At 42.0% G+C, this 24,648-nt stretch carries 15 protein-coding genes; 10 read left to right on the top strand and 5 right to left on the bottom strand.

What is annotated here, in order from left to right:
* Positions 1 to 28: 28 nt before the first annotated feature.
* Positions 29 to 805: a hypothetical protein gene (locus tag ACKA06_RS05915; protein ID WP_411159253.1), complete on the bottom strand. Its 777-nt coding sequence runs from the start codon at positions 803 to 805 to the stop codon at positions 29 to 31.
* A gap of 322 nt (positions 806 to 1,127) precedes the next feature.
* On the opposite strand from ACKA06_RS05915, the gene ACKA06_RS05910 reads away from it, so the two are divergent.
* The 3 genes from ACKA06_RS05910 to ACKA06_RS05900 all read left to right on the top strand — a co-directional run bounded on the left by ACKA06_RS05910 (position 1,128) and on the right by ACKA06_RS05900 (position 4,153).
* Positions 1,128 to 2,462: an S-layer homology domain-containing protein gene (locus ACKA06_RS05910; RefSeq protein ID WP_411159252.1), complete on the top strand. Its 1,335-nt coding sequence runs from the start codon at positions 1,128 to 1,130 to the stop codon at positions 2,460 to 2,462.
* 124 nt (positions 2,463 to 2,586) lie between these two features.
* Positions 2,587 to 3,153: a hypothetical protein gene (locus ACKA06_RS05905; RefSeq protein ID WP_411159251.1), complete on the top strand. Its 567-nt coding sequence runs from the start codon at positions 2,587 to 2,589 to the stop codon at positions 3,151 to 3,153.
* Positions 3,154 to 3,250: 97 nt separating this feature from the next.
* Positions 3,251 to 4,153 (top strand): immunoglobulin-like domain-containing protein, encoded by a 903-nt coding sequence (locus ACKA06_RS05900; RefSeq protein ID WP_411159250.1) that lies wholly within the window; start codon positions 3,251 to 3,253, stop codon positions 4,151 to 4,153.
* A gap of 84 nt (positions 4,154 to 4,237) precedes the next feature.
* Here ACKA06_RS05900 and ACKA06_RS05895 read toward each other — a convergent pair whose 3' ends face one another.
* Complete coding sequence (locus tag ACKA06_RS05895; RefSeq protein ID WP_411159249.1) at positions 4,238 to 5,284, bottom strand: C40 family peptidase; 1,047 nt, start codon at positions 5,282 to 5,284, stop codon at positions 4,238 to 4,240.
* A gap of 259 nt (positions 5,285 to 5,543) precedes the next feature.
* On the opposite strand from ACKA06_RS05895, the gene ACKA06_RS05890 reads away from it, so the two are divergent.
* Positions 5,544 to 9,854 carry an S-layer homology domain-containing protein gene (locus ACKA06_RS05890; RefSeq protein WP_411159248.1) on the top strand — a complete coding sequence of 1,437 codons (4,311 nt, stop codon included), beginning with the start codon at positions 5,544 to 5,546 and terminating at the stop codon, positions 9,852 to 9,854.
* A 92-nt stretch (positions 9,855 to 9,946) separates the two neighbouring features.
* On the opposite strand, the gene trhO is transcribed toward ACKA06_RS05890, so the two are convergent.
* Entirely contained in the window at positions 9,947 to 10,918 is a 972-nt protein-coding gene (gene trhO / locus ACKA06_RS05885; protein ID WP_411159247.1) for an oxygen-dependent tRNA uridine(34) hydroxylase TrhO, read from the bottom strand.
* A 285-nt stretch (positions 10,919 to 11,203) separates the two neighbouring features.
* Between trhO and ACKA06_RS05880 the strand changes: the two genes are divergently transcribed.
* The 5 genes from ACKA06_RS05880 to ACKA06_RS05860 all read left to right on the top strand — a co-directional run bounded on the left by ACKA06_RS05880 (position 11,204) and on the right by ACKA06_RS05860 (position 17,553).
* The gene (locus ACKA06_RS05880; protein ID WP_411159246.1) at positions 11,204 to 13,204 is read left to right on the top strand and encodes a penicillin-binding transpeptidase domain-containing protein; all 2,001 of its coding nucleotides are present in this window, start codon (positions 11,204 to 11,206) and stop codon (positions 13,202 to 13,204) included.
* Between the two features lie 444 nt (positions 13,205 to 13,648).
* Positions 13,649 to 14,716, top strand: coding sequence for an SDR family oxidoreductase (locus tag ACKA06_RS05875; protein ID WP_411159245.1), 1,068 nt, complete (start codon positions 13,649 to 13,651; stop codon positions 14,714 to 14,716).
* A 271-nt stretch (positions 14,717 to 14,987) separates the two neighbouring features.
* Positions 14,988 to 15,914: a manganese-dependent inorganic pyrophosphatase gene (locus ACKA06_RS05870; protein WP_411159244.1), complete on the top strand. Its 927-nt coding sequence runs from the start codon at positions 14,988 to 14,990 to the stop codon at positions 15,912 to 15,914.
* Between the two features lie 141 nt (positions 15,915 to 16,055).
* Positions 16,056 to 16,442, top strand: a complete 387-nt coding sequence (gene gloA2, locus ACKA06_RS05865; RefSeq protein ID WP_411159243.1) for an SMU1112c/YaeR family gloxylase I-like metalloprotein — start codon at positions 16,056 to 16,058, stop codon at positions 16,440 to 16,442.
* A 217-nt stretch (positions 16,443 to 16,659) separates the two neighbouring features.
* On the top strand, positions 16,660 to 17,553 hold the full coding sequence (locus ACKA06_RS05860) for a helix-turn-helix domain-containing protein (RefSeq protein WP_411159242.1): 894 nt from the start codon (positions 16,660 to 16,662) through the stop codon (positions 17,551 to 17,553).
* 336 nt (positions 17,554 to 17,889) lie between these two features.
* Here ACKA06_RS05860 and murB read toward each other — a convergent pair whose 3' ends face one another.
* A complete protein-coding gene (gene murB, locus ACKA06_RS05855) occupies positions 17,890 to 18,807 on the bottom strand; it encodes a UDP-N-acetylmuramate dehydrogenase (RefSeq protein ID WP_411159241.1) in 918 nt (305 codons plus the stop codon).
* A gap of 245 nt (positions 18,808 to 19,052) precedes the next feature.
* On the opposite strand from murB, the gene ACKA06_RS05850 reads away from it, so the two are divergent.
* Positions 19,053 to 22,574, top strand: coding sequence for a S8 family peptidase (locus ACKA06_RS05850; RefSeq protein ID WP_411159240.1), 3,522 nt, complete (start codon positions 19,053 to 19,055; stop codon positions 22,572 to 22,574).
* A gap of 333 nt (positions 22,575 to 22,907) precedes the next feature.
* Here ACKA06_RS05850 and ACKA06_RS05845 read toward each other — a convergent pair whose 3' ends face one another.
* Positions 22,908 to 24,611 carry a DUF4855 domain-containing protein gene (locus ACKA06_RS05845; RefSeq protein ID WP_411159238.1) on the bottom strand — a complete coding sequence of 568 codons (1,704 nt, stop codon included), beginning with the start codon at positions 24,609 to 24,611 and terminating at the stop codon, positions 22,908 to 22,910.
* Between the last annotated feature and the right edge of the window lie 37 nt (positions 24,612 to 24,648).

Below are 24,648 nucleotides of genomic sequence, written 5' to 3'. Positions count from 1 at the left end.
TTTATAAAAGAAAAGGGGCTGCTGCACATTAGAATGGCGAGAAGAAAGAGTCAACCTTGTCTTCAACCAAATTGATAAGAGTGGAAATGATCATCGCCGCCATGGCAATGAACGTCAGGAAGATGGCGATATACGTCAGTAATGTCCCGTATAAGGTGTCCAGTCCGCCGGGCTCATCCTTTTTAAAGCTTGAAATGACCAAAGGAGGGATGATAAAGACCGTTCCCATGAAACCCAGCCCCAGGAGAAGAGGATAAAGGAACATATCCAGCAATGAAAAGACAAAGGCAAGGATGAAGATGCCTACGAAAGGAATCAGCATGGAACCGAATCGCGCAAGCACATCGGTGTAGCTGACCTCGACTCTCCCAAGTTTAATGGCAATATAGGAATAAGACGCAATCAGTATCATGAATAATGCGTAAAAGAAGGCAGGCTTTACTAAAACTGAGAAGAACGCGCCTTCCCCTTTGTAATCCAGACTGAGATAAATAATCAATGGAATAATGACAGAAAACAGCCCAATCGAAATCATCCCGTTCACAAGCTGGTCGGCTCCTGCCTTCGCCGTTGCGGATACTGGCTTTTTAAGGACTTTCATAAAATACTGGAAGTACATGCTTGAAGCCTGTTTTACATTTTCAACATGGACATTCGGCTGCGGCGGCGGAACGGCCTGGGCAGCGGCCGATGTTGAATATTCGGGACCCGTTCCCCCGGAGGAGTCATTCCTCACCAGTCTCGTCCCGCAATTTTCACAAAAATTGCCTCCATCATTCACATGCTCGCAATTCGTACACTTCATCCGCAAAACCCCTTTCCTGGTGTATATCTAATAAATACAGGGGAACTGTGAAAATATGACTATATTTTGGTAAAAATTACATCATTATGAACCCCTTGTATTTATATATAACTACAAGAAATATTTATATATTTTGAGACAATTTACAATTCGCCTCGTCTAACAGGTAAAAGAAACAAATACTAAAAAAGGAGGCTTTTTTGAGAATCAGGGAGGGATATAATTCATAACTTGTGGACTGATCCTTTTATCCTGTTGAAGAAGTTATGAAAATACCATATACTGTTATTAATATTACAAAAATATTACAAGGTGGGTCAAAATGAAAAAAATTACAAGTGTATTCTTCACATTATTATTGTTCGTTAGTTTATGGGGACAGTCTCAAGTGGAGGCTGAAAGTACATTCAAAGATGTGCATGAAGGTACGAATTTTTACAAGGAAATGATGTATCTTTATGAAAACAGTATTATTCAAGGGTACGATGATCAAACATTCAAGCCCGGTCAAAAGGTAACAAGAGCAGCCGCTGCAACTATGATCGGCCGTTCTCTTGACTTGAATGGAGAGAAGAGGTCGACTACTTTTAAAGATGTCAGTCCTCAAAGCTATGCCTCAGGCTATATTGCATCTGCAGTGGAAGAGGGAATCATCAAAGGATATACAGATCAGACATTCAGACCGAATGAACCGGTGACCCGCGGTGAAATGTCTATTTTTCTAGCAAGAGCATTTGAACTTCAAGCTCAGCTGGAGTTTGATTACTTTGATATCCATCCTGAACAGGCATCCTATGAATCTATTAAAAAGGTTTCACAAGCAGGGATTGCACAAGGGTTGAAGAATGGGCTGTTCTATCCAAGACGGGATATTACACGGGCAGAATTTAGTGCATTTCTGGCGAGGGCTTTAAATGAAGATTTTCGTGTAGAAGTGCCTGCCATCAGTGATCCTTTGGTCATTAAGTATAAAGCGACTGAAGCTAAAAGGCATGGAGGAACGATGGCGTTTATCGAATCAGTGAACTACCATAATGGAGACCTGTTGTTTATTGATCCATATACGCCTATCCAACTGATGGACACGGGAAAAGGGCAATACTCCAGGGTGGAAGTTGAAGGGAAGGCACTTAACGAACCTGCCCTCAATAAAGTAATTCCAACAAACAGAAGCGGGGTAGGGCAAATAACGATTAATAATGGAGCATACAGCCTTTCATATACCGTGGTTATAGGTGATCAAAAAGATTATGCTAAGCAGCCTATCAACAATCAGTTCCTTGAGATTGCATCCTATGGGCACCTGGCCGGCTGTGAATTCGGTAAGGAAAATGTATTGCTTGAAGAGGTCGAAGAGTATTATGGTAAAGCAGATGAAAGTTGGGAAGACTCTTATAGACGATACGGGGCTTGCGGTTATTCATTTGGCGTACCTTATGGAGAACTGGACTTAAAAGTTAGCTCAATCGAAAAAAATATGACGGGAAGCGGCTACACCCCATCCCAAATTGAACAAATGATTGGCGAGAATTCTGAACCAACTTACATTGAACATCTGGATATGTACATCCAGGGGTATGAAGCAGATAAGCATATCATTCAATTTCTATATGATGGAGATACAAAAAAACTAGTAAAATACCGAATGATTTACTAAGTTAAAGGCTAATCGTTTTAAGGCAGATCTCTTAATGGGGTCTGTCTTTTTAGAAGTTTAAAGTTAAACATTTGGTAACATTTAGGTAAAGTAATCGTCAATAATAGAAAGGGGGAGTGTATGATTGAAGAAATACAAGTTTTTGATTCTCTTTACTGTGCTGATTCTGTTATCTTCAGCAGGATGTGACGAGAAAGGACACACTGGAGCAGCGAATAAACTTACGCCAAAAAATAATAAAGTGGAAGTAATAAAAGGGGACTTCATTTATCGACTTGTTTCCGAGAAGAGGGAATACAGGGAAAGTGAACCTGTGAAAATTTATGCGGAACTGGAGTATACAGGGGAAAAGGAAGAAATAAAAATTTCCCATGGAGGATCTCCTTTTTTCTTTCCTATATCTGAAAAGACAAGAGGAGTTAACATTGATTATCCAATGATCCAGCCTCTCATTTATTCAACAATGGTGAAAGGTGACCCTCTCAGGAAGGAATATGCCGGCAGTGGAAGTTACAGTTCAGAGGATGATGAGGACTTCATTAAATTCATGAAACAAATCATGAACAATGATTTCCCTGTGGGGGAATATACTGTAAATGGTTCAGCGGATTTTTCAGTCATTACTTCTGAAAATGAAGAAGATATGAAGTTAACTGGTCAGATAGAGTTCAAGGTAGTCCCTAAAAAGTGATGAATGCTGTAAATTTGCAAATTCGATAACCGATATATAATTAGTCTCCCTATATTAAAAGGGAAGTGTCTCAAGAGATTAAAAGAGGGGGAAGATCATGAAAGTATTACAAAAACCGTGGGTAAGAATTGTGTTGGTATTAATTCTTGTATTTGGTCTGGTGGAGGTAATAACAGACCTTACAAAAACAAAAAAAGAAACAATGAATAACTCCATTGGCGGATATGTGAACAGTTCAATCCCGGTGTTTTCAGATGTGGTGCATAATGGGAACTACTACAGGGGAACGGGAAACATCTTTGCCAAGGAAGGGCCGGGAAGCAGCCCTGGAAAAGGAGCGGTCGAAGTAGTACCCGGTGAAGTATTTGTCCCGGATATTCCTGATTTCTTAGAGAAAATCATGAAAAAAGACGGTTACACGGTCGAAGTGAAATTGGAAAAAGTAAATAAAAGTGCTGAAAATCCAATTGTGCTCTATTCAAAAAAGACAAGCAATATTAAAGATTTACAAGTGAAAATCCCTAAACCGCATGGTCATCTATATCGGTATACTCTCATTGTAAGAGATGGCAACGGGGAGTTCCGGGATATCCGCTATGATCCCCTTTTCGCTTCACTTAAAGATTATAATGTTGCAATGAACGTGGAAAAGAATAAATACCACCCAAAAGAGGTTTTAACCTTGGCGGTGACTAATTGGGGTCCGAATCATCTTTCCTATTTGGATGAATGGAAAATCTACCGGTCTGTAGGCGGAAAATGGGTGAAGGTCGATACATGGGGGCCGCCCGAATCCTTTCCTGCCATCGGCAGAAGTAAAACGGTTTATTATCCAGAACATGCCCTTCTAAAAGGTCATTCCATCATGCTTAATCCAGGGGTCACCTATCCCGTTAAACTGAAACGGGTGCCACTCATACCCGGCACCTACAAAATCACTGGAACATTCGGAACCTCCACCAAACAATTCACACTGGAGGACAGCTTCATCGTAGACTGAATCTCCGCTTTTACAAAGTAAAGCAGTGAGGGACGGGCCTTTAGCTTGCTAAAGGCCTGTCCCTCGCTCTGTTAACTGGATATTTTAGTAGAAACGTTTATAGCCGTCGAATTTAGATTTCCAATACGGGTTATCCAGGCTGGTGACAACGACTCCATTATCGCCTGCGTGGATAAATTCATTGTTCCCTAAATAGATACCCATATGGGAGATTCCTTTTTTATACGTGTTCTCGAAGAAGACCAGGTCCCCTGGTGAAGGAGTATGTATATAATAAGAACGATTATAATAGCCCTCGCTCGAATATCTCCCGATTGAGCTGCCGGTCTGTTTCAGTACATAGTATATAAATCCGCTGCAGTCAAAACCGCTTGTCGTTGAGCCGCCCCACAGATATGGGGTACCCAGCAAAGCTTTGGCCTGGCTGACTGTGTCCTTACTATTTGTATCCGGCTTTGGATTCTCTTCTGCAGAATCAGAAGGCAGCGGCCATACAGGAGATTCGATTTGTTTTTTTATCTGCAGGGTCTGTCCCGCATAAATGGTATCTGATTTTAATTGGTTCCAGCTCTTGATATCTTGTACTGTAACGTTGAATTTCAGACTGATTCCTGACAAAGTATCTCCCGGTTTTATCTTATACGCTCCACTATCGACTGTAGGAGTGGCAACAGGCGTTTGTGGCTTTGCTGGAGTTGTCGTATTCTCTTGAGGACGATTTTCTTTACCGGAGATGACAAATTTCTGCCCCGGGAAAATCAAATCTGTTTTTAGGTTGTTTAATCTCATGATATCTTTTACTGTGACTGAATGCATCAATGCAATTCTGCCCAGTGTATCCCCGGGTTTTACAGTATACGTGGTTTTCACGCTATCCGTCTGTTTTGGCGGTGAAGCTTTTGGCGGAGGAGAAGAGATGGGACTAGTCACCTTTAATACCTGGTCAGGATAAATAAGATCGCTTTTTAACTGATTCCACTGTTTAATATTGGCCAAAGGAACCTTATGCTGACTAGCAATTGACCAAAGCGAATCACGCGGTTTTACTTTATACTCGCCAGCGGACGCGCTGCTTACAAAACCAGTGGAAAGAATGGCGGTTGCAGTAACGGATAAGATAGTTTTTTTCACCGATAATCCTTCTCCTTTTTCGTCAAATGAATTTTCATTAATTTACTATAATTTAGTTTTTCTACCATAATAGCACATTTCTTTCATGCAGTTATTACTTTTTTTGAAAATTCGTGTAACAATATGACTATATTTATGAAAGCGCTAACAACTTTATCGTTAATTAACTCTAAATTTACACTATTATGACAAATATTGTTGTATACTAGGAAATGACAGAGATTCTACCAATCTAATAAAATACGAACGGGGGAAGAATATGCAAGGGAAGAACGTTAAGCGCAAAGTCTTAAGTCTGACCGTTGCTTCAGGTATGGTGCTTGGTTCATTTGCACCTAATATGGTTCAGAATGTTTCGGCGGAAGAGACAGGATTTCAGGATTTGATTATTTCAGAGTATGTTGAGGGGAGCAGTAGTAATAAAGCTCTTGAACTATACAATGGGACGCCCGATGCCATTGATTTATCAAAATATACTTTAGAAACATACTACAATGGAAAAACTACTGCGAGCCCTGTCCAATTATCGGGTACGATTGATCCGGGGGAAGTATTCATAGTTTCTAATAGTGCAGCAGACCCGGCAATTCTATCAGTTGCTGACAAGCAAGACAATGGTATAGCGAATTTTAACGGTAACGATGTTATTGTTTTGAAAAAAGAAGAGACAATCGTTGATTCTTTTGGTCAAATAGGTTCAGATGTGACATTTGCAGCTGACGTAACACTAACACGTAAAGATGGAGTTGTTGCAGGGGATACTGATGCTTCTGATGCATTTGATCAGTCTATTGAATGGGACCAGCATCCAAAGGATACGTTTTCTACTCTTGGCTCCCACCTCTCAGACACCCCAGCCCCAGAACCTGACCCAATCGAACTATCCTCAATCCTTGATGCCCGTACAGCAGCCAAGGGTACAGGGGTAAAAGTTAAAGGTATCGTAACCGCATCCTTCGTGGCCGGCGGATCCACCAACCTTTTCATCCAGGATGAAACGGCAGGTGTCATTGTCAGAGGAAGCGGCCTTACTGCAGAGATTGGCGATGAAGTCACCGCACAAGGTACATTAAATGACTATTACGGAATGCAGCAAATCGAAGTTTCTGCCTCTAATGTTGAAGTCACCACAGAAGGTAAAGGTGTTCCTTCACCGGAGCATATCATTTCAACTGATCTCTCAGCAGAAAATGGGGAGCAGTTTGAAGGAGAATTCGTTAAACTTACAAATGTGACAGTAGAATCTAAAGACAGCAACGGAAACTTTACAGCAAAAGATGATTCCGGATCGTTTGTCATCAAGCCAAATGATGCTTCTATGATTGAAGTCGGCAAAACATATGAAATGCTTCAGGGAGTCATAGATTATAATTTTAATGAATATAAGCTTGTCCCGCGCAGCACTTCAGACGTAATTGAAACTGTCTTCTCCGTCACAGCCAATCCTGCATCGGGATCAGTTACTGAAGGGACTGAAGTTTCTCTTCAAACGGCTGCGGAAGGCGGAACGATCCATTATACAACTGATGGTTCAACACCGACTGTTGAAAGTGAACTTTATACTGCACCAATCAAACTTACAGAAGACACGACAATTAAAGCAGTAGTGGTAAAGGATGGCGAAACAAGTGAGGTTTCTACTTTTGCCTATGAAATTCTAAAGCCTGCTGATAACGTAGATATTCATGACATTCAGGGTGCAACCCATACTTCGCCTTATAAGGATATGAATGTTTCAAATGTAGACGGAATCGTTACGGCTAAGGATGGATCAAGCGGTTTCTATATCCAGGATGAAACTCCTGATGAAAGTGCAGCCACTTCCGAAGGTATCTATGTTTACTCTAAAAATAACTCCGTAAAAATCGGTGATAAAGTAAACGTCAGCGGACAAGTGAAAGAGTGGAGGGAAGACGGTTATGATGATGCAAAAGATCTTCTGACTACACAGATCACTGCATCTGCCGTTGTGACTGTCACTTCAGATAATCCACTTCCTGAAGAAGTAGTGATCGGCACTGACCGCACACCTCCAACAGAAGTGGTAGAAGACGATAAGATGACTTCTTTCGATCCAGATCAGGATGGACTTGATTTCTATGAAAGCCTTGAAGGCATGCTGATTGAAATTCCGGATGCGACAGTTACGGGACCGATAAAGTATGATGAACTTCCTGTCGTCACTGTGACAAGCAGCGATCAGCTTCGCACAGATGCGGGAGGAATCCTGATTTCACCGGAAGATTATAATCCTGAACGTATGTTGATTGACGTAGACGGCATTGACATCAACGTCAAGACCGGGGACAAGTTAGACGGGTCGGTTACCGGTGTTGTGAGTTACGATTACAGTAACTTTAAAATTCGTCCAACAGGTACTATGCCGGCTGTGATTGATGGGGGCACAAAGCCGGAAGTGAGTTCCATTACCCCTGAAGAAGATGAATTAACAATCGCTTCTTACAATATAGAAAACTTCTATGCAGGAACAGATGAGAGTAAAGTGGATAAGATTGCAAACTCCATCATCACTAACCTGAAAACACCGGACATCGTTGGACTGGTTGAAGTTCAAGATAATAATGGCCCTACAGACGACGGAACCACAGATGCGAGTGAATCGTATAAAACGCTGATTAAAGCAATTGAGGAAGCTGGCGGCCCAAGCTATGAATTCACAGAGATTGCCCCGGAAGATAAGGTTGACGGCGGACAGCCTGGCGGAAATATCCGCGTTGGTTTCATCTATAACCCTGAGCGCGTTCAGTTGACAGATAAAGAAGCAGGGGATGCAGTAACGGCAGTAGAAGTAGATGCTGGCGGCCTGACTGCTAACCCAGGGCGTATCGACCCGACCAATGAAGCATTCGAGGATTCACGTAAAGCTCTTGCGGCAGAATTTATGTTCAATGGTGAAAAAGTGATCGTAGTAGCGAACCACTTCAACTCTAAAGGAGGAGACGGTGCATTGTTCGGTTCAGAACACCCTGTCGTCCTTGGAAGTGAAGTGCAGCGGATGAAACAGGCTGCTGTTCTTAATGACTTCGTTCAGGAAGTAAATAACAAGGTTGAAGACGCAAATGTGGTACTGCTTGGCGACTTTAACGACTTCGAGTTTTCTAATCCTATTAAAGCGCTGGAAGGTGATATCCTTACAGACATGATGAAAGAGCTTCCGACTGAAGAGCGTTATACTTACATTTATCAAGGGAACTCACAAGTTCTTGATCACATCCTGGTCACGAATAATCTTGTAAATGGAACAACGATTGACAGCGTGAACATTAATTCCAACTTCAGCGAGGAAGATGGACGTGCAAGCGACCATGATCCAGTTCTTGCAAAGATTGACTTCGATGCAGGAGGAGGCACTGATCCTGAAGACCCGCCAACCGATCCAGAACCAGGTGATGGTACACTCGTCATTGATTCAGGCAGTGCGGAAATTGTTTCGGGTGTGCAAAAGGTAATTGAGGAAAAAGCACTCGAGTCTATTACTAATTATGAAGGCTCTCTTGAGAAGGTAGCATTCCCACTTGATGCTAGTGCCGATACACTGGAACTTCCGGTGAAGGTGATTGAAGCTCTTCAAGATGAGCACAGCGGTACAATGGTGGAAGTCTATAGCGATAATGGTTCGTTTATACTTCCGGTGGGATTATTGAAAACTAACGGAAACATTCAGAGCGTAAAAATAGTGGTTAAGGAAATCTCAGTCCCTAAAGATACAGCATCTAAGTATGAATTAATCGCACCTGTCATCGACTTTAAAGTTATGGTGAACGACGGTAAGAAGGATCGAAACATTTCTCATTTCCCTCAATATGTAGAGCGAGAAATCAAACTATCAGAAGCAATAAATCCTGCAAAAGCCAGTGCTGTAATGATTAAAGAAAATGGAAAGATTAAAGCGGTGCCGACTATTTTTAATAAAGGTAAAGCCACTATCTATAGCCGCGCTAACGGTACTTTTGGAATTTCAGAAATGGAAAAGACCTTCAAAGATGTTGATAATGAAGAGAATTGGGCAGAAGAATATATTGAAAAACTTGCTTCAAAACACATCATTTATGGAAAATCAGAAGACACTTATGCACCGGACACTAATATGACCAGAGGTGAGTTTGCAGCATTAGTTTCCAGAAGCCTTGGATTAGTCGCAAGCCAAGCTTATGACGGACAATTCAGCGATGTACATGGAAATGAAGCAGTTAACCAAGACGGGGAACTTGTTGCAGCGTGGGAAGCTGGTATCATTAAAGGAAAAGAGAATGGTACCTTTAAACCTTATGATTCAATCACCCGTGCCGAAGCTGCCATGATGGTGGCCAGGGCTGTAGAGTTTGTAGGATATGATGAAAATAAACTTGAGACAAGCAAAGGATACGCAAGTTACAAGGATGCCAAGTATATGTCTGATCAATCGGTAAAAGCACTTGATTTGCTTTCACAAGCAGGTATCGTCAATGGTATGACTGGCGGCGTCTTCAAGCCGAATGACCATACAAAACGGGATCAAATGGCGAAAATTTTAGCTGAGACACTTAAATTTGTCGGGCTTATGAATTAATAAAAAGGTACATGAGGTTCCTCCTCATGCACCTTAATCTTGATAAGGAAAAAGAACTGACCACTCGGCCAGTTCTTTTTCTTATCTATTAATTATACTGATGCTGTCTCTTTCTCAGCCTCAATCACTGCCAGACGCTCAGCCACTTCTTCCTCAGTCAAACCGTGTTCGATGATATAACGGTTTTCTTCGCTTCTGCGGCACTCGTCGGAGCAGCTTCTCATATATTTATGCTCGTTTTCTTCTGAGCAAAGAATTTTCTTGTTGCATGGCGGGTGGGCACAATTCACATAACGCTCACAAGGTTCGCCGTCGAAGTAGTCCTTACCGACAACGACATGCTCTTTGCGGTTTACCGGCACGGCGATACGCTCATCAAATACGTATAGCTGTCCGTCCCACAGGTCACCCTGCACTTCAGGATCTTGTCCGTATGTGACGATTCCTCCGTGCAGCTGCGCTACATCCTCAAAGCCCTCTTTCAATAACCAGCCGGAGAATTTTTCACAGCGGATACCGCCTGTGCAGTATGTGATGATCTTTTTATCGCCCAATAATTCTTTATTTTCACGGACCCATTCAGGCAGGTCGCGGAAATTGCGGATATCTGGTCTGATCGCTCCGCGGAAGTGACCAAGATCATACTCATAGTCATTGCGGGCGTCAAGAACGATTGTATCTTCACGTTGGATCTGCTCGTAGAAATCCTTCGGTTCAAGGTATTTACCTGTGATTTCATGAGGATTCACGTCATCTTCAAGACGAAGTGTCACAAGCTCCGGACGATGCTTCACTTTCAATTTCTTGAACGCATGCTCATCCGCCTCGTCGATTTTGAATACTGTGTCATGGAATAACGGATGATTCTTCATCGCTTCCATATATGCATCCGTCTGCTCGATCGTACCAGAGCATGTTCCATTGATTCCTTCAGAAGAAATCAGGATGCGTCCCATAAGCCCAAGCTCCTGGCACAATTCCTTATGCTCGGCCGTCACTTCTTCGGGATTTTCGATTGTTACATAGTTGTAGTACAGAAGTACTCTGTAAGGTTTTTGACTCATATTTCATTCCACCTGTCGATTAATATTTGCAAGATATAATCTTAGGATCTTTTCCTTATTACTCTTACGACATTCTATTATAACAAAAAATCCTTAGTATGCACCAGTTTTACTGAAAAAAGGAATAGGAACGGAAGGGATTTAAGGTGAAAAATGGAAAGGACTAAGGAACTGAATCGGGTGTATAGGACATACTTCATGGAACGCGGAATACATTAAAATTGAAATTGATTCATGAATTTGAAATAATTAGAAGTAAGAAAACCGAGGGGGTCCACGTTACATATGTTAAAAAAATTGTTCTTGCTTAGTCTGGTTGCTGCGGCGGGAATGTTGATTGCAGGCTGTCAGGAGAAAGCCCAGCCTGACGATCGATTGAAAGAGTACGTCGATCTTTGGAATGACAAGAAATTTGAGGAAATGTATGATACCTATCTTTCATCTTCTGCAAAAGAAACGTATAAAAAGGAAGATGTCGTAAAACGGACAAATGACATATATGATGACTTGGCCGTGAAGGATTTGAAGGTCAAGTTTAAAAAGCCGAAAGAAGAAAAAGAGTATGACAAGGAAAAAGAAGCAGAATTCCCTGTCACGATTTCAATGAATACACTCGCGGGCGAGGTCTCCTATGAGGAAACCGTCACCCTCAAACAACAGGAAAAAGACGATGAAGAGAACTGGTTTGTGGAGTGGGACCCGTCATTCATCCTCCCTGACATGGAAGAAGGGGATAAAGTCGGTATTGAAAGTCTCCCGGCCAAGCGCGGTGAAATTTATGACCGGAATGAAAATCCTCTGGCTATCAACGGTGAGGCTTTCCAAATCGGTATCGTGCCAGGTGAATTTAACGAAAGCGATCTGAAAAAACTGTCATCCCTCCTGGAGATGTCACCTGAAGCGATTCAGAAAGAATTAGATCAAAGCTGGGTAAAACCTGAATATTTTGTGCCAATCAAGAAGATCCCTATAACTGAACGGCCACTTGCGCTAGATATCATCGAGCTTCCGGGACTCTATTCGAAACGCGTGGACGCCCGACAGTATCCTTATGGTGAAGCGACGGCCCATATTACGGGATATCTCGGCAAAATCAATGCAGAGAAACTGGAAAAATTAAAGGATAAAGGGTACACGGCTCAGTCCCTGCTCGGTATAAGCGGGGCGGAGGAAGTGTACGAAGATAAGCTCCGCGGTCAAAGCGGCCAGCGGATCTACCTTACCAAAGTGAACGGCGAAGAAACCCCGGTGGCTGAACAGGAAGTAAAGGACGGGGAAAATATCTCGTTGACACTGGATGCCGAAATGCAGAAAAAACTGTATGACCAGATGAAGGACGAAGTCGGAACGGCAGCGGCTGTCGATCCAAAAACCGGAGAGGCATTGGCCCTTGTGAGCGTTCCTTCTTATGATCCGAATGAATTCGCACTGGGGATGGCCGGTGACAAATATGACAAGATTTATAACGACCCGGACAAACCGCTCCGTAATCGTTTCTATCAGACGTATTCACCGGGATCTGCCATGAAGGCGATCACCGCATCCGTCGGTTTGAAGTCCGGCAAGCTCGACCCCAATAAAACGTTTGATATCAAAGGGAAGAGATGGCAAAAAGACGAATCATGGGGCGGTTATCAGGTCGTCCGCGTATTTGCTAATGACAGCGTCGTCGACTTGGAAAGCGGGTTGAAGTACTCCGATAACATCTACTTCGCACGTGTCGGGCTTGAAATGGGTGCGGAAACGTTTATCAAAGGTTTGAAGGACTTCGGATTCGGGGAAGAAATCCCGATGTCTTATCCAATTCAAAAATCACAGATTTCGAATGATGGAAAAATTTCTAAAGAAATTCAACTTGCTGACTCGGCCTTCGGGCAGGGGGAAGTGCTGATGAGCGTCGTCCACCTTGCCAGTGCCTACGGTGGAATTATCAACGACGGGACCATGATGAAGCCTGTGATTTTGAAGGGCGAGGAGCAAGGCGTCTGGAAGAAGGACCTGCTGACTCCTGAACAGTCACAGTTGATGCGCACGGATCTTAGGAAGGTTGTTTCAGAGGGGATTGCCGGTAAAGCTCAGGTTCCCGGTAAGGAAATCGCGGGTAAAACCGGTACAGCCGAGATCAAATCAGAACAGGGCACAAAAGGGAAAGAAAACGGCTGGTTCGTATCCTATGACCAGAAGAATCCTGAATTTATACTTGCTATGATGCTTGAAGGCGTGGAAGACCGCGGTGGAAGTACGCATACGGTTCAGGTAGCTCAGAAGTTTTATTCGAATTATTGATTGTGTGGAGTTAATTTGATAGTGTTGTGATTTAATTTGGCCTGCCGGGTGGTTCTCGGCAGGTTTTTTGGTGTTTGGGAGGTGGTGGTTATATTCGTTTTATTCCATATTTTACCTAGTGACGCAATAATCGGCAAATTTAAAAGATTATTGGGCAGATTTCGAAGATTAATGTTGGAAATTCAAAGATTAACGTGACGAATTCGAAGATTCCAGGCCGAAATTAAAAGATTCCACTCCCGCCACCCCGTAAAACGGCACTGCCTCCAGTGAAATAGAGACTCTAATCAACTATAAATCCAATATGAAGCGGTAAACTTCCACCCTCAACCGGGAATTCCCGCATTACTGCCGGTAAAATCCCGCACTATCAGCCATAATGCCCCCCTAATTATGCTATGATAGTGGAAATCAAAGAACCGACACACATCAGGAGTGATTTAGTTGAATCTATTTTTGACAGGAGCTACAGGTTTTCTTGGCGGCAGGCTCATCAAGAACCTTTTAGAAAATAAAAAGCATGAAGTCTTCATTTTAGTAAGAAATGCAGTGAAGGCGGAGACCCTTCGCGATTCATTTTCGACCGCAGACCAGCGCAGGATCCATATTTATCAAGGAGATATCACCCAGCCGATGGCAGGGCTGTCACCCGATGATATCGAATGGCTGACCAATAAAATCGATGCTGTCTACCATTTGGCGGCACTCGTGAAATTCGATCTCGATTTACGGGACGAATTATTTGCAGCCAACTATTACGGCACGAAACATATTCTCGAATTGGCATCGCAACTAAACGCTAGTACGTTTTATTATGTAAGCACGGCCTACACAGTCGGGACGCTACCGCATGGTGTGGAAGAGCTGTACCCGACAGACGGATCATTCAACAATCCTTATGAAGAAAGTAAAGTGAAATCCGAACATCTTGTATTCACCTACCGCGACAAAATGGACGTTTCCATCTTCCGGCCGGCCATCATCGTCGGGGATTCCAAATCTGGGGAAGCCGATTCACAATTCACACTGTACGGATTCATGCGCGCCCTAGCTGTTTTTAAAAGAAAGACGGCGAGGAGAAACAGCGAAGTCCGGACATACAGACTGCTGGCTGCCAAGGACGGAACCTCCAATCTGGTACCTGTCGACTATGTGGCCGATATCCTGAGCCTGGCACCGCAAAAAGCAGAAAAGAATAAGATTTATCACATCACCAATCCGAATCCGCCGACAAACGCCGAACTCCTGCAGATGCTGAAAGAAGCCCTCGAATTTAACAGTTTGTCTGTTGTGGAAAGTTCGGATGAGCAGCTAGATGAAGAGGAGATTCGGCTCAACAGTCTCATTGATGTGTTCAAAGTTTATCTCGCTGGGAACCTTTCATTTGATGATAGAAATACGCAGGAGTTGATTCGGGGAACTGACATTAGGCATCTAAATATGCCGGAAGAAACGATTGAAATGATTATCCGTGCTGGGTATGGTTTAGATGGAAAAGTTGTAGTTAAATAATAAATAATATCCCGCCATAGAATAGATGGCGGGATTCATTATATAGAATCAGTCTGAAGGTTTAAGAGGAAAAAATATAGGCGCAATTACAGTGGATAAATGTCTTCCAATTATTTGTCTTTCCTTCCGGTTTACAATAAGATTAACTTGTACCATTTTCCTGTCTTCAAAAATCAATAAACTGACGAAAATCGCTATAAAATATGGTACTATAAGAAAATGTAAAGAATGAAATTCAAACATTAAAATACATAGAGTAAGGAGAATGATCATGAGTAAAACACTTATTTTCGGTCACAAAAATCCTGATACGGATACAATCACTTCGGCACTTGTATATGCCGACCTTAAATCCAAAATCGGCATGGACGTTGAGCCGGTCCGTCTGGGCGAAGTAAACGGTGAAACACAATACGCGCTTGACTATTTCAAGGTAGATGCGCCCCGTCTTGTTGAAACAGTTGCAAACGAAACGGATACGGTCATCCTTGTCGACCACAACGAGCGTCAGCAAAGTGCGAGTGACATTGAAGATGTACGTGTGCTTGAAGTCATCGATCACCACCGCATCGCGAACTTTGAGACAGCGGATCCGTTATATTACCGCGCAGAGCCGGTTGGATGTACGGCAACAATTTTAAATAAAATCCACAAAGAAAAAGGCGTTGAAGTAACAAAGCAAATGGCCGGCTTGATGCTGTCAGCAATCATCTCGGATTCCCTGCTGTTCAAATCACCGACTTGCACAGAAGAAGACGTAGCGGCAGCAAACGAATTGGCTGAAATCGCTGGAGTCGACGCTCAGGAATACGGCCTTGAAATGCTGAAAGCAGGAGCTGACATGAGCTCCAAGTCAATCGCCGAGCTTGTGACACTGGATGCAAAAGAATTCTCCATGGGTACGGCGAAAGTGGAAGTCGCGCAGGTGAACGTAGTGGACACGAACGATGTACTTGGTCGCCAGGCAGAACTTGAAGCGGCGATGGAAACACTGATCAAGGAAAAAGGATTGGATCTATTCCTGTTGGTCGTGACGGATATCCTTGAAAACGACTCGACTGCACTGGCACTTGGAAGCAAGCAGGCAGAAGTAGAGAAGGCGTTCAACGTAAAGCTTGAAAATAACACAGCTGTGTTGAAAGGCGTTGTTTCTCGTAAGAAGCAAATCGTGCCTGTTTTGACGGATGCGATTAAGTAATATTTTTATTGGAGGAAGCGGTCTTTTTAGGCTGCTTCTTTTTTTCGGATTGGCTTTCGTTAAATTGCGGGTGCCAGGCTCAGGACAGCCTTATCGTCCCAGGCGCCACAAACAAAACAATCACAAGAAAGAGGCTAAACCATGAACTTTAAACGCATCCACCATATCGCCATCATATGTTCTGACTATGAAGTATCAAAAGATTTCTATGTAAACAAATTGAGGCTGAAGCCGATCAGAGAAGTTTATAGAGAAGAAAAAGAGTCATATAAATTGGACCTTGCTTTAGAAGGAGGGTACGTCATCGAACTCTTCTCATTCCCCGAAGCCCTAAGCCGTCCAAGCTACCCGGAAGCACGCGGTCTGCGCCATTTGGCGTTTGAAGTGAATGATATAGAAGAATGCATAATTGAATTAAATCTGAACGGCATAGACACTGAGGAGATAAGACTGGATCCTTATACCGAAAAACGATTCACCTTTTTTCAAGATCCGGATGGCCTGCCATTGGAGCTTTATGAAAAATAACAAATAAAAAAGGACACTTCCCAGAAAGAGAAGTGCCGTCAACAGGTATTGTAATTTGTCGTTACATTCATTAAAACACATAATTAAAATTAATGTATGCGGAATCTCAGAGTTTGAGCCGGAAGCTTCCTGTACCTTTCTACTGTTTTAACCACTTTTCTGATAAAATATAAATATATTAATATTCGGTAAGGTTTTCAAAGAGGGATGGATGAGAATGGATTACTCTCTGATAGGAAAGAAAATCAAAGAACTTAGAAGAATAGTAGGCCTGACACAAGGGGAACTGGCCGAAGGTATTTGTACCCAGGCGCTTGTCAGCCGGATTGAAAAAGGAGATATATACCCTAGTGCAACGGCCCTTTACCAAATTTCTAAAAAATTGGGTGTGGACGTGAATTATTTCTTTGAAATTGGTACCACCCCTAGACTAGATTATATTCAAGAAGTTGAAAGACAACTGCGGAAACTGAGAGTGAAACTCATGTATGAGGAAATTCTCGAAATTGTAAAAGTCGAAGAGAAGAACCCCTTGTTCTTAAAAGATGCCTATAATTTGCAGCTTCTATATTGGCATAAAGGGATTTATATAAACGAAGTTGAAAGAGATAGAGAACTTGCGCTTTCTCTCATGACCGAAGCCTTAATGCTTACTTACGATAAGAAGAAGGTCATGTCGGAGAGGGAAATGACCATCTCGATCAGCATAGGAATCATTGAATTCAGCAGGGGGCATTATGATGAAGCGCTGGAAAGATATAGTGAAGTAAGGCGCGCTCTGAAATTGACTAAGCATCTAAATGATAAAGCTATCAAGACGAGGGTTCTTTATAATACTGCAAGAGTATTAACAAGACTGGGGGAGTATAAAAAATCTATTGAACATTGCGAAGAAGCGATTAGGTGGATCATAGAAGAAGAGCATTTATACGGCTTTGCTCAATTGAATTATCATATTGGCTACAATTGGGAGCTTCAGGGATTCTATCAGAAGGCCCTGCCCTATTTTGAAAAAGCAGCTGTATTGTTTGAAATACAGAATAATGAAAAATTATCCAGTTTTATTCTCAATAAAAAGGAAGAGCTGCTTGCTAAAATTAATACCCAATAATTAGGGCTGCATCTACAAAAAAAGAGCACTTCCTTAAAAGGAAGTGCTGTCAACAGGTATTGTAATTTGTCGTTATCATCATTAAACCATGGAATTGAAAACGTTGCATTTCATGTCTCAATATATGTGGGAAGGTGTTGGGCCGATTATCTGCTTAATATGCGAGTATTCTTATAAATTATAAATATATTAATAAAATGGATTAAAACCTAACCTGCACGTTAATATCACTTTACCAAGCTAAAAGCCCGTCCCTCGTTGCGTTAAAGCAACGAGGGACGGGCCTTAAAAAGGGACTTAAAAATGAGCCGCTGCCACGGCTCATTTTTGATATTATTATTCCAAGTCTTCTCCTATGATTCGTACCTCACGTTCCAATTCAACATCAAATTTATCTTTGACTGTTTTTTGGACATGTTCAATGAGGGAAATATAATCTGTTGCTGTCGCATCATCCTTATTGACTATGAAACCGGCATGTTTAGTAGAAACCTCTGCGCCTCCAATGTTTGTTCCTTGAAGGTTGCTGTCCTGAATGAGCTTTCCTGCAAAATAACCCGGCGGCCGTTTGAAGACACTTCCGCATGAAGGGTATTCAAGCGGCTGTTTGGACTCACGTTTGTATGTCAAATCATCCATCACAGCTTTTATTTCTTCATATTGGCCCGGCTTTAAGCTGAATGTAGCTTCCAGAACGATGTCGCCTTTTTCTGAAATGTTGCTGTGGCGATAATCGAGTTCAAGGTCAGCTGCTGTCCGTTTTACCAGTTCCCCTTGCCGGTCAACAACATAGCAATAATCAAGTACATCTTTGATTTCGCCCCCATAAGCCCCCGCGTTCATAAATAAGGCTCCGCCAACTGTACCCGGTATACCGCAGGCAAATTCCAGGCCGGTTAATTTTTCTGCCAGGGCACGCCTTGAAACATCAATGATTGCAGCGCCGCTCTGTGCCACGATTTGATCTCCATTTGACTTGACTTCATTGAAATTCTTCAGATGCAAAACCACACCGCGAATACCGCCGTCTTTTACGATTAAGTTAGATCCATTGCCTAATAGAGTAAATGGAAACTCAAGTTCATTCGCCAGTTTGACGACATTTTGTACTTCCTCATACGATGTCGGGGTCACAAAGAAATCTGCTTTTCCGCCAAGCTTGGTATATAAATGATTCCTCAGTAACTCATTCTCTTTAATATTTTCCTCAGCTATTACCTCAGCCAGTCTTTTTCTGATTTGTTCATTCTTCATTACTTACATCAGTCCTATTTTTAAAAGTAATTTTTAAAAAATCCACCACTATATTATATGCCTAAATGGGCGATAAGTTAAACCTTTTAGACGGAAAACCATCCTTTTACACTAATGTAAGTCTTTATTTAAGCATCCATTCAAAACAACAGAAAATATTATTTTTTGAATTAGAGGATTTTTCCATTTTTGGACGAATAATATTTGTTGGTTCAATTATTTTATCATCATTAGGAGGAATTGGCGTGAAGTCAAATTTCAAAAAAGGATTCATTTCAGGGGTGGCCATGACGATTTTATTAGGAAGTGCGACCCTGAATCCATCTTACGCAATGAGTACCAAGGATCCGCTGTTAAGAGCAGGCGATCTGAAATACAAGCTGGGAATAGCAAAGAATGAAGTGAAAGTTAGTCAGGTATCTAAAGGTGAACAGGAGAAATTTTCCAAAGATCAGCTTATTATTCATTATCGTAAGCCGCTAAGCTCTGCTAAACATAAGAAAGCCGGCGGGAAATTGACAAAGCGCCTTTCTTCCTTATCGTATGATGTTGTAACTGTGAACAGTCCTGAACAGTTAGAAAAAGCTGCCAAAAAATATGCTGATATGCCAGAAGTTGAAAGTGTGACGAAAAGTGCTCTTGTTCAAAGGATGGCTGCTGATTATAAGGCATCATCTATGTATCACTTACACTCGCTGAATGTGGAGAAAGCTCAGAGGCTTGCGGGAAAACATAAAGTGAGGGTAGGGATTATCGATTCAGGTATTGAAGTGAACCATCCTGATTTAAAGAATAAAGTGATTGTTAATAAAAATGCAATGAATCCTTTGAAAAAAGGACAACCGGATGTTCACGGAACGCATGTTGCAGGAATCATCGCGGCTAATAAAGGAAATGGAGTCGGCGGATTTGGTATTGCCCCCAACTCTGACATTGTATCTATAGATGTCTTTAATCGATCCATGTTTGTGACTGATTACACGGTAGCAGAAGGAATACTGGAAGCCATTCGCCAAAAAGTAAAGGTAATCAATATGAGTTTAGGAACTTTCTATCCTTCGCCGATTATTAAAGATGCTGTGAAAAAAGCAACCGATGCTGGTATTATTGTGATTGCTTCTGCAGGAAATGACGGTTCAGCCATGTTGAATTATCCTGCTTCATTTGAGCATGTAATAAGCGTTGGCGCGACAAACGATAAAAAAGAATTATCCGATTTTTCAACGTTCGGAAAATCAGTTGATGTCGTCGCTCCAGGAGAACAAATTTATTCGACTGTCTTTGATTTTGATAAGGAATCTTCGTTTGCAAAATTAAGTGGAACGTCCATGTCGGCTCCAGTTGTTACTGGAATCGTCTCTCTTTTATTATCCAAATATCCCGATCTTTCACCGTATGAAGCAGAGTACATCATCAAACATACGGCTAAGGACCTGGGAGAGAAAGGGTACGATCTTACTTACGGGTATGGCTTGATCGACCCTGAGAAAGTATTAACTTTTAGTCGTAAGGATATCCCGCCCAACCCTTCATTATCACCGCAGCTGAAATTGAAAAAAGCGATTCACTTAAAGTCTGTTCAAAAGGAAGAGGCTAAGGGTGCTTTCAGTAAACCGGCTGAAACCCATTATTACAAGGTCGATATGAAGGAAGGGGAATTTCTGCAAGTCAACTTAAAAGGACCTGACTTGTATGACTATAAATATAACTTGTCTTTTTTCAATAAGGGGAATAACGTCCCTGACTCTCAAAAAGAAATTAATTATTCAACTGCACGCAATGCTGAAGCGTCATTATTTAGAGCTGAGAGCGATGGTACTCTTCTGATTGAAGTGAAAGATGCAAACGGGCAGTATGATAGCAAAGGGAAATCTTCTTATATATTACAAACACAAAGAGCCATATCCCTTCCTGAGGATATGAATACAATTGAAACACCAGTGGTGCTCGGAAGAATTCCGGCCTCCACAAAAGTTAAAAATTATTTCACTGAAGAGAACATGTCTGCATTTGAACCTGAGGAAGATCCAAAAGAAACTGAAGGTTCTTATTATGAAGGTATAGAAGAGCAAATTGAGAGAGCTGGGGACTCTGATTATTATACTTTCTCAGTTCCGGAAGACCCGTCAAGTTATAGTGAAGTCATTCATGTAAGTGTATCTGCTGTGGCTGGTATGGATGAATCTGTGTCCCTTTATATGAACGTAAGCGATGAAGAGGAAGAAGAGTATTTGGAGATGGTGGACTCTTATGATGGTAAGGGAACAAGCGAAAGTGAAGAGGCTGCATTCGAGGTAGTGCCAGGTCAGGAGTATGTACTTGAAGTATCAAATAAGGCTTTTACTGATGAGGACTTTTATTTGTTCGAAGAGGAGCTGCCTATTGAGAATAATCGTTCATACTCCTCAGTGGAACCTTATAGCGTATCCATAAAGACGACAGAGCTTCCGTCAGATGAAGACCAATACCCGAGAATGGATTTGGATTGGGAAAACTTAAACACGGATGAGGTCTCGGAATCAATTCAGGAACTGACCCGTAAGGCTGATGAGAAAATGGAAGGATACGAAGAGGAAACGTGGGAGGAAAGCTTATTTGATTTGGTGGAATCTATCTCTCTTCCATACAAAGAAGGCAGTTCAACAGAGGGGCATTTCCAATATTCGGGGGACGAAGATTGGTACAGCTTTTCACCAAAGCACGATGGAATATACAAACTTGATACAACCAACGGGAACAGCCATGTGATCCCAGCAATCGAAATGTATGTTTATAAAGAGGAAATTAATGATTTAGACATGATATTCACAAACGGTATCGGGGATTATTTACCCTCTTCACCGAGGAATACAGATTCATATGTTGGGGTGAAGAAGGGAAGCACATATTTTGTACGTGCTAGTGACAGCCAATATAGACCTAGTGAGAAGCCGTATCGTTTTTCATTGACCTCTCTCGTCAAAAACACCAATGATGCTTTTGAAAGCAATGAGAGCTTTGACACGGCTAAAAAGATTACAACAAAAGAAATTCAGGCTAACTTCTCAAGTTCTGCGGACCTTGATGCTTATTACTTTAAACCTGAAAAGGAAGGTGTATATGGGGTAACTATTACACCTTCTGCACTCCCGGATAAATATAAAGATTTACCAAAAGAAGTAGTAAAACCTATTGATCCGGTTGTGGCTGTCATTGAAGACTCGAATGGGAATGGCATGCTCGATACAGAAGAAGAAGGAAACCTGACGTTCTTAGATTATGGATTTGCCGGCGATGAAGAGCGAGGTGCATTCAGAGGGAAGAAGGGGAAAGGTTATTTTGTAGCTGCTCAAAATTATAATCTATTTGACGTTTCGGTTGTTCCTTACAAGCTCTCTATTAAAGAAGCACCAAAGAAGGATGAGGATGCGGGATCAATTTTAAAGAATAAGATTCCTACAAAGCCTATCGCCCTCCGCAACTCAAATGGAGTTTCATACGAAGCAGGCTACATGAACATGACGGGCAGCAAGAGCGACACCGACTACTATCGATTCAATCAAGGAAAAACAGGCCAGAGAATGTTCAGACTTACCCTGCCTTCAGACTTGGACGGAATTCTTTCTGTCTACGATAGTAAAGGTAAACTCATGGGCAGAGCTGACTATTATGGAAAAGGAGATATTGAGTTTCTTCAACTGAATTTGAAGAAAGGCGCGTACTACGTGAAAGTGGAAGAAATGAATGGAGATGCCAGTGTAAGTCCTTATAAACTGCATGTTTATTAAACTAAAATATGTTGAAATGAGTGCGTTTTGATCTTACAAAAGGGGATGATAAAATACCATATAAAGTTGAACAATATTAGTATTGGTTCTATATACCGCTAATGATTTCCGTGCAAGACTTCGCTTTCCGCGGGTGACCTGTGAGCCTCCTCGGCAAGCCTGCGGGGTCTCACATTGGTCACTTCTCCCGCAGGAGTCTTCCTCTTGCACTCCAATCAACCGCTAGGTAAGGCTAAAATCTAAATATATTTTTAACAAATTAAAAACCCGAACTAATTTGCCTCATTATGTGCAAATTAGCTCGGGTTTTACTCTTTTGTCCCACCTATATTATTACTTCTTATAGTTTAAAAACTGATACAGCTCATCATACATCTGACGGTGGTGCGGGGTGTCAAACGTGGCAAGACGGTGAATCATCTCTGTACCCTGATACATGATGAAGCTTTTTCCCGGAAGATTGTAAAGCTTTGCGATTTCCAGGTAAATCCTGAAATTATCCAACCCTTGATAGATGGTGTTGTTGGAATGATTTTCGATTTCCAAGTTCAACCCAGAATTTCTTGTTTGTGCCCGTAAAAATGCTTTATGGATTAACCTTCTTACTTCATCCTCCGAAAGTTTCATCTTGTGTGCATTACTTTGAAGGAAAGCTCCATCAAACCCGTACCATTTCCAGTAATCATAATTGGTGCTGAGCGCATGCGGCGAGTAGATAAATTTCAGGTTTTTGCTCTTAACGTAGCTGCTGACCATTTCAAGAAGTTCTTCATCTTCCTTATTTGTAACGGTTTCGTTCAACCAATAGAAGCCGTTTACTTGGACATTTTCATATCCTCCGCTGCTTTTGCGTGAAAGTGCTTCGTCAATATACCATTTCACAAGCGAAAATCGGGATTCTAAGTTGTTTTCTATCATTCTTCCATCCAGGTTGATAATATTTTCATATTTTTTAGGATAGGGGATCGACAAAAATACATTCGTGCTTTCGATGTGAGGGAGCTCCTCTACAGATTGATTCAGTAAATCTACTGCTCCGCCTGGCGACAGTGTCCTGTCGATGTACCAGTTCCAGTCGCCATAGTTGGCATGGTTTTTAGGTGATTCTGTGAATTCACCGTATTCATACGTTCTCCCTAAAAGGATGAATGTATCAAACATAGTCCCTTGATAGGTTCCTTCATTTAAATAGGATAGATAAGGTTTGAAGAAGTCTTTCGTCAAGTTAGTGTAATTATTGATTTCATTTCCATTATAGATGAGTACCCCATTCCTTATGGAGCTGCTTTGTGAAGATGGGACCTCATCATATTTATTCAATGTATCATTTACCGGATGAACGGTAGCATCCATCATGGAAGCCGCTTTATCAATTGCTTGTTCGGGATCCCTGGATGTATAAATGATTTCGTCACCTTGCCTGACCTCATAACGCTGTGGATACAAGAAGACCCGGCCGAGGAATGCAGAAAATTGAGCACGGGTAACAGGGCTTTTTGGTCTGAAAGTGCCATCGGTATACCCTTTTGTTATATTGCTTGCAGCGAGCCCGTCGATATATTTATAGTACCGATACGTATAGGGGACGTCTGAATAAGTAGAAGCGCCGGAACCCTCAAAATCAAAAGCAAGAGTAAGAGCTTTCGCCATATCTTCCCGCGTGAATAATGCATCTGGTAAAAACTTAGTTCCATATGTATGTATGATTCCGCTTTCAACCGCAGCATGAATGTCATCATATCCGGAAGTGTATGTTTTCACGTCGTCCATTTGAGTATCATAATCCTTGGCCTCGAGTCCCAAAGCCCGTGACAGCATCATGGCAGCCTGCTTACGGGTGATACTTAACCCCGCTTTGAAACTTTGGTCATCGTATCCCTTTATTACATCTTTACTGCTTAAATACCGGATTTCCTTGAATGCCCAGTAGTCGGAAGGGAGATCGGTATAGAGCCTTTTGGCAGATGTCACATGGGATTGCAGCAGAAATAGAGACAATAAGACGATGACAAGTTTACTAGTATTGATGTTTCGCAATGTTGAACCTCCTGGAAAAATTAATCATTCCTATTTT

The organism is Rossellomorea oryzaecorticis, assembly GCF_045897515.1.
In the GTDB taxonomy this organism is placed as follows: Bacteria; Bacillota; Bacilli; order Bacillales; family Bacillaceae_B; genus Rossellomorea; species Rossellomorea enclensis.
This window is presented reverse-complemented; position numbering and strand designations above follow the sequence as displayed.

What these genes read in the sequence shown, in the direction of transcription:
- ACKA06_RS05915 (WP_411159253.1), bottom strand. Translation starts at nt 805, where the DNA reads ATGAAGTGTACGAATTGCGAGCATGTGAATGATGGAGGCAATTTTTGT.
- ACKA06_RS05900 (WP_411159250.1), top strand. Translation starts at nt 3,251, where the DNA reads ATGAAAGTATTACAAAAACCGTGGGTAAGAATTGTGTTGGTATTAATT.
- ACKA06_RS05870 (WP_411159244.1), top strand. Translation starts at nt 14,988, where the DNA reads ATGAGTAAAACACTTATTTTCGGTCACAAAAATCCTGATACGGATACA.
- ACKA06_RS05880 (WP_411159246.1), top strand. Translation starts at nt 11,204, where the DNA reads ATGTTAAAAAAATTGTTCTTGCTTAGTCTGGTTGCTGCGGCGGGAATG.
- murB (WP_411159241.1), bottom strand. Translation starts at nt 18,807, where the DNA reads ATGAAGAATGAACAAATCAGAAAAAGACTGGCTGAGGTAATAGCTGAG.
- ACKA06_RS05890 (WP_411159248.1), top strand. Translation starts at nt 5,544, where the DNA reads ATGCAAGGGAAGAACGTTAAGCGCAAAGTCTTAAGTCTGACCGTTGCT.
- ACKA06_RS05910 (WP_411159252.1), top strand. Translation starts at nt 1,128, where the DNA reads ATGAAAAAAATTACAAGTGTATTCTTCACATTATTATTGTTCGTTAGT.
- trhO (WP_411159247.1), bottom strand. Translation starts at nt 10,918, where the DNA reads ATGAGTCAAAAACCTTACAGAGTACTTCTGTACTACAACTATGTAACA.
- gloA2 (WP_411159243.1), top strand. Translation starts at nt 16,056, where the DNA reads ATGAACTTTAAACGCATCCACCATATCGCCATCATATGTTCTGACTAT.
- ACKA06_RS05860 (WP_411159242.1), top strand. Translation starts at nt 16,660, where the DNA reads ATGGATTACTCTCTGATAGGAAAGAAAATCAAAGAACTTAGAAGAATA.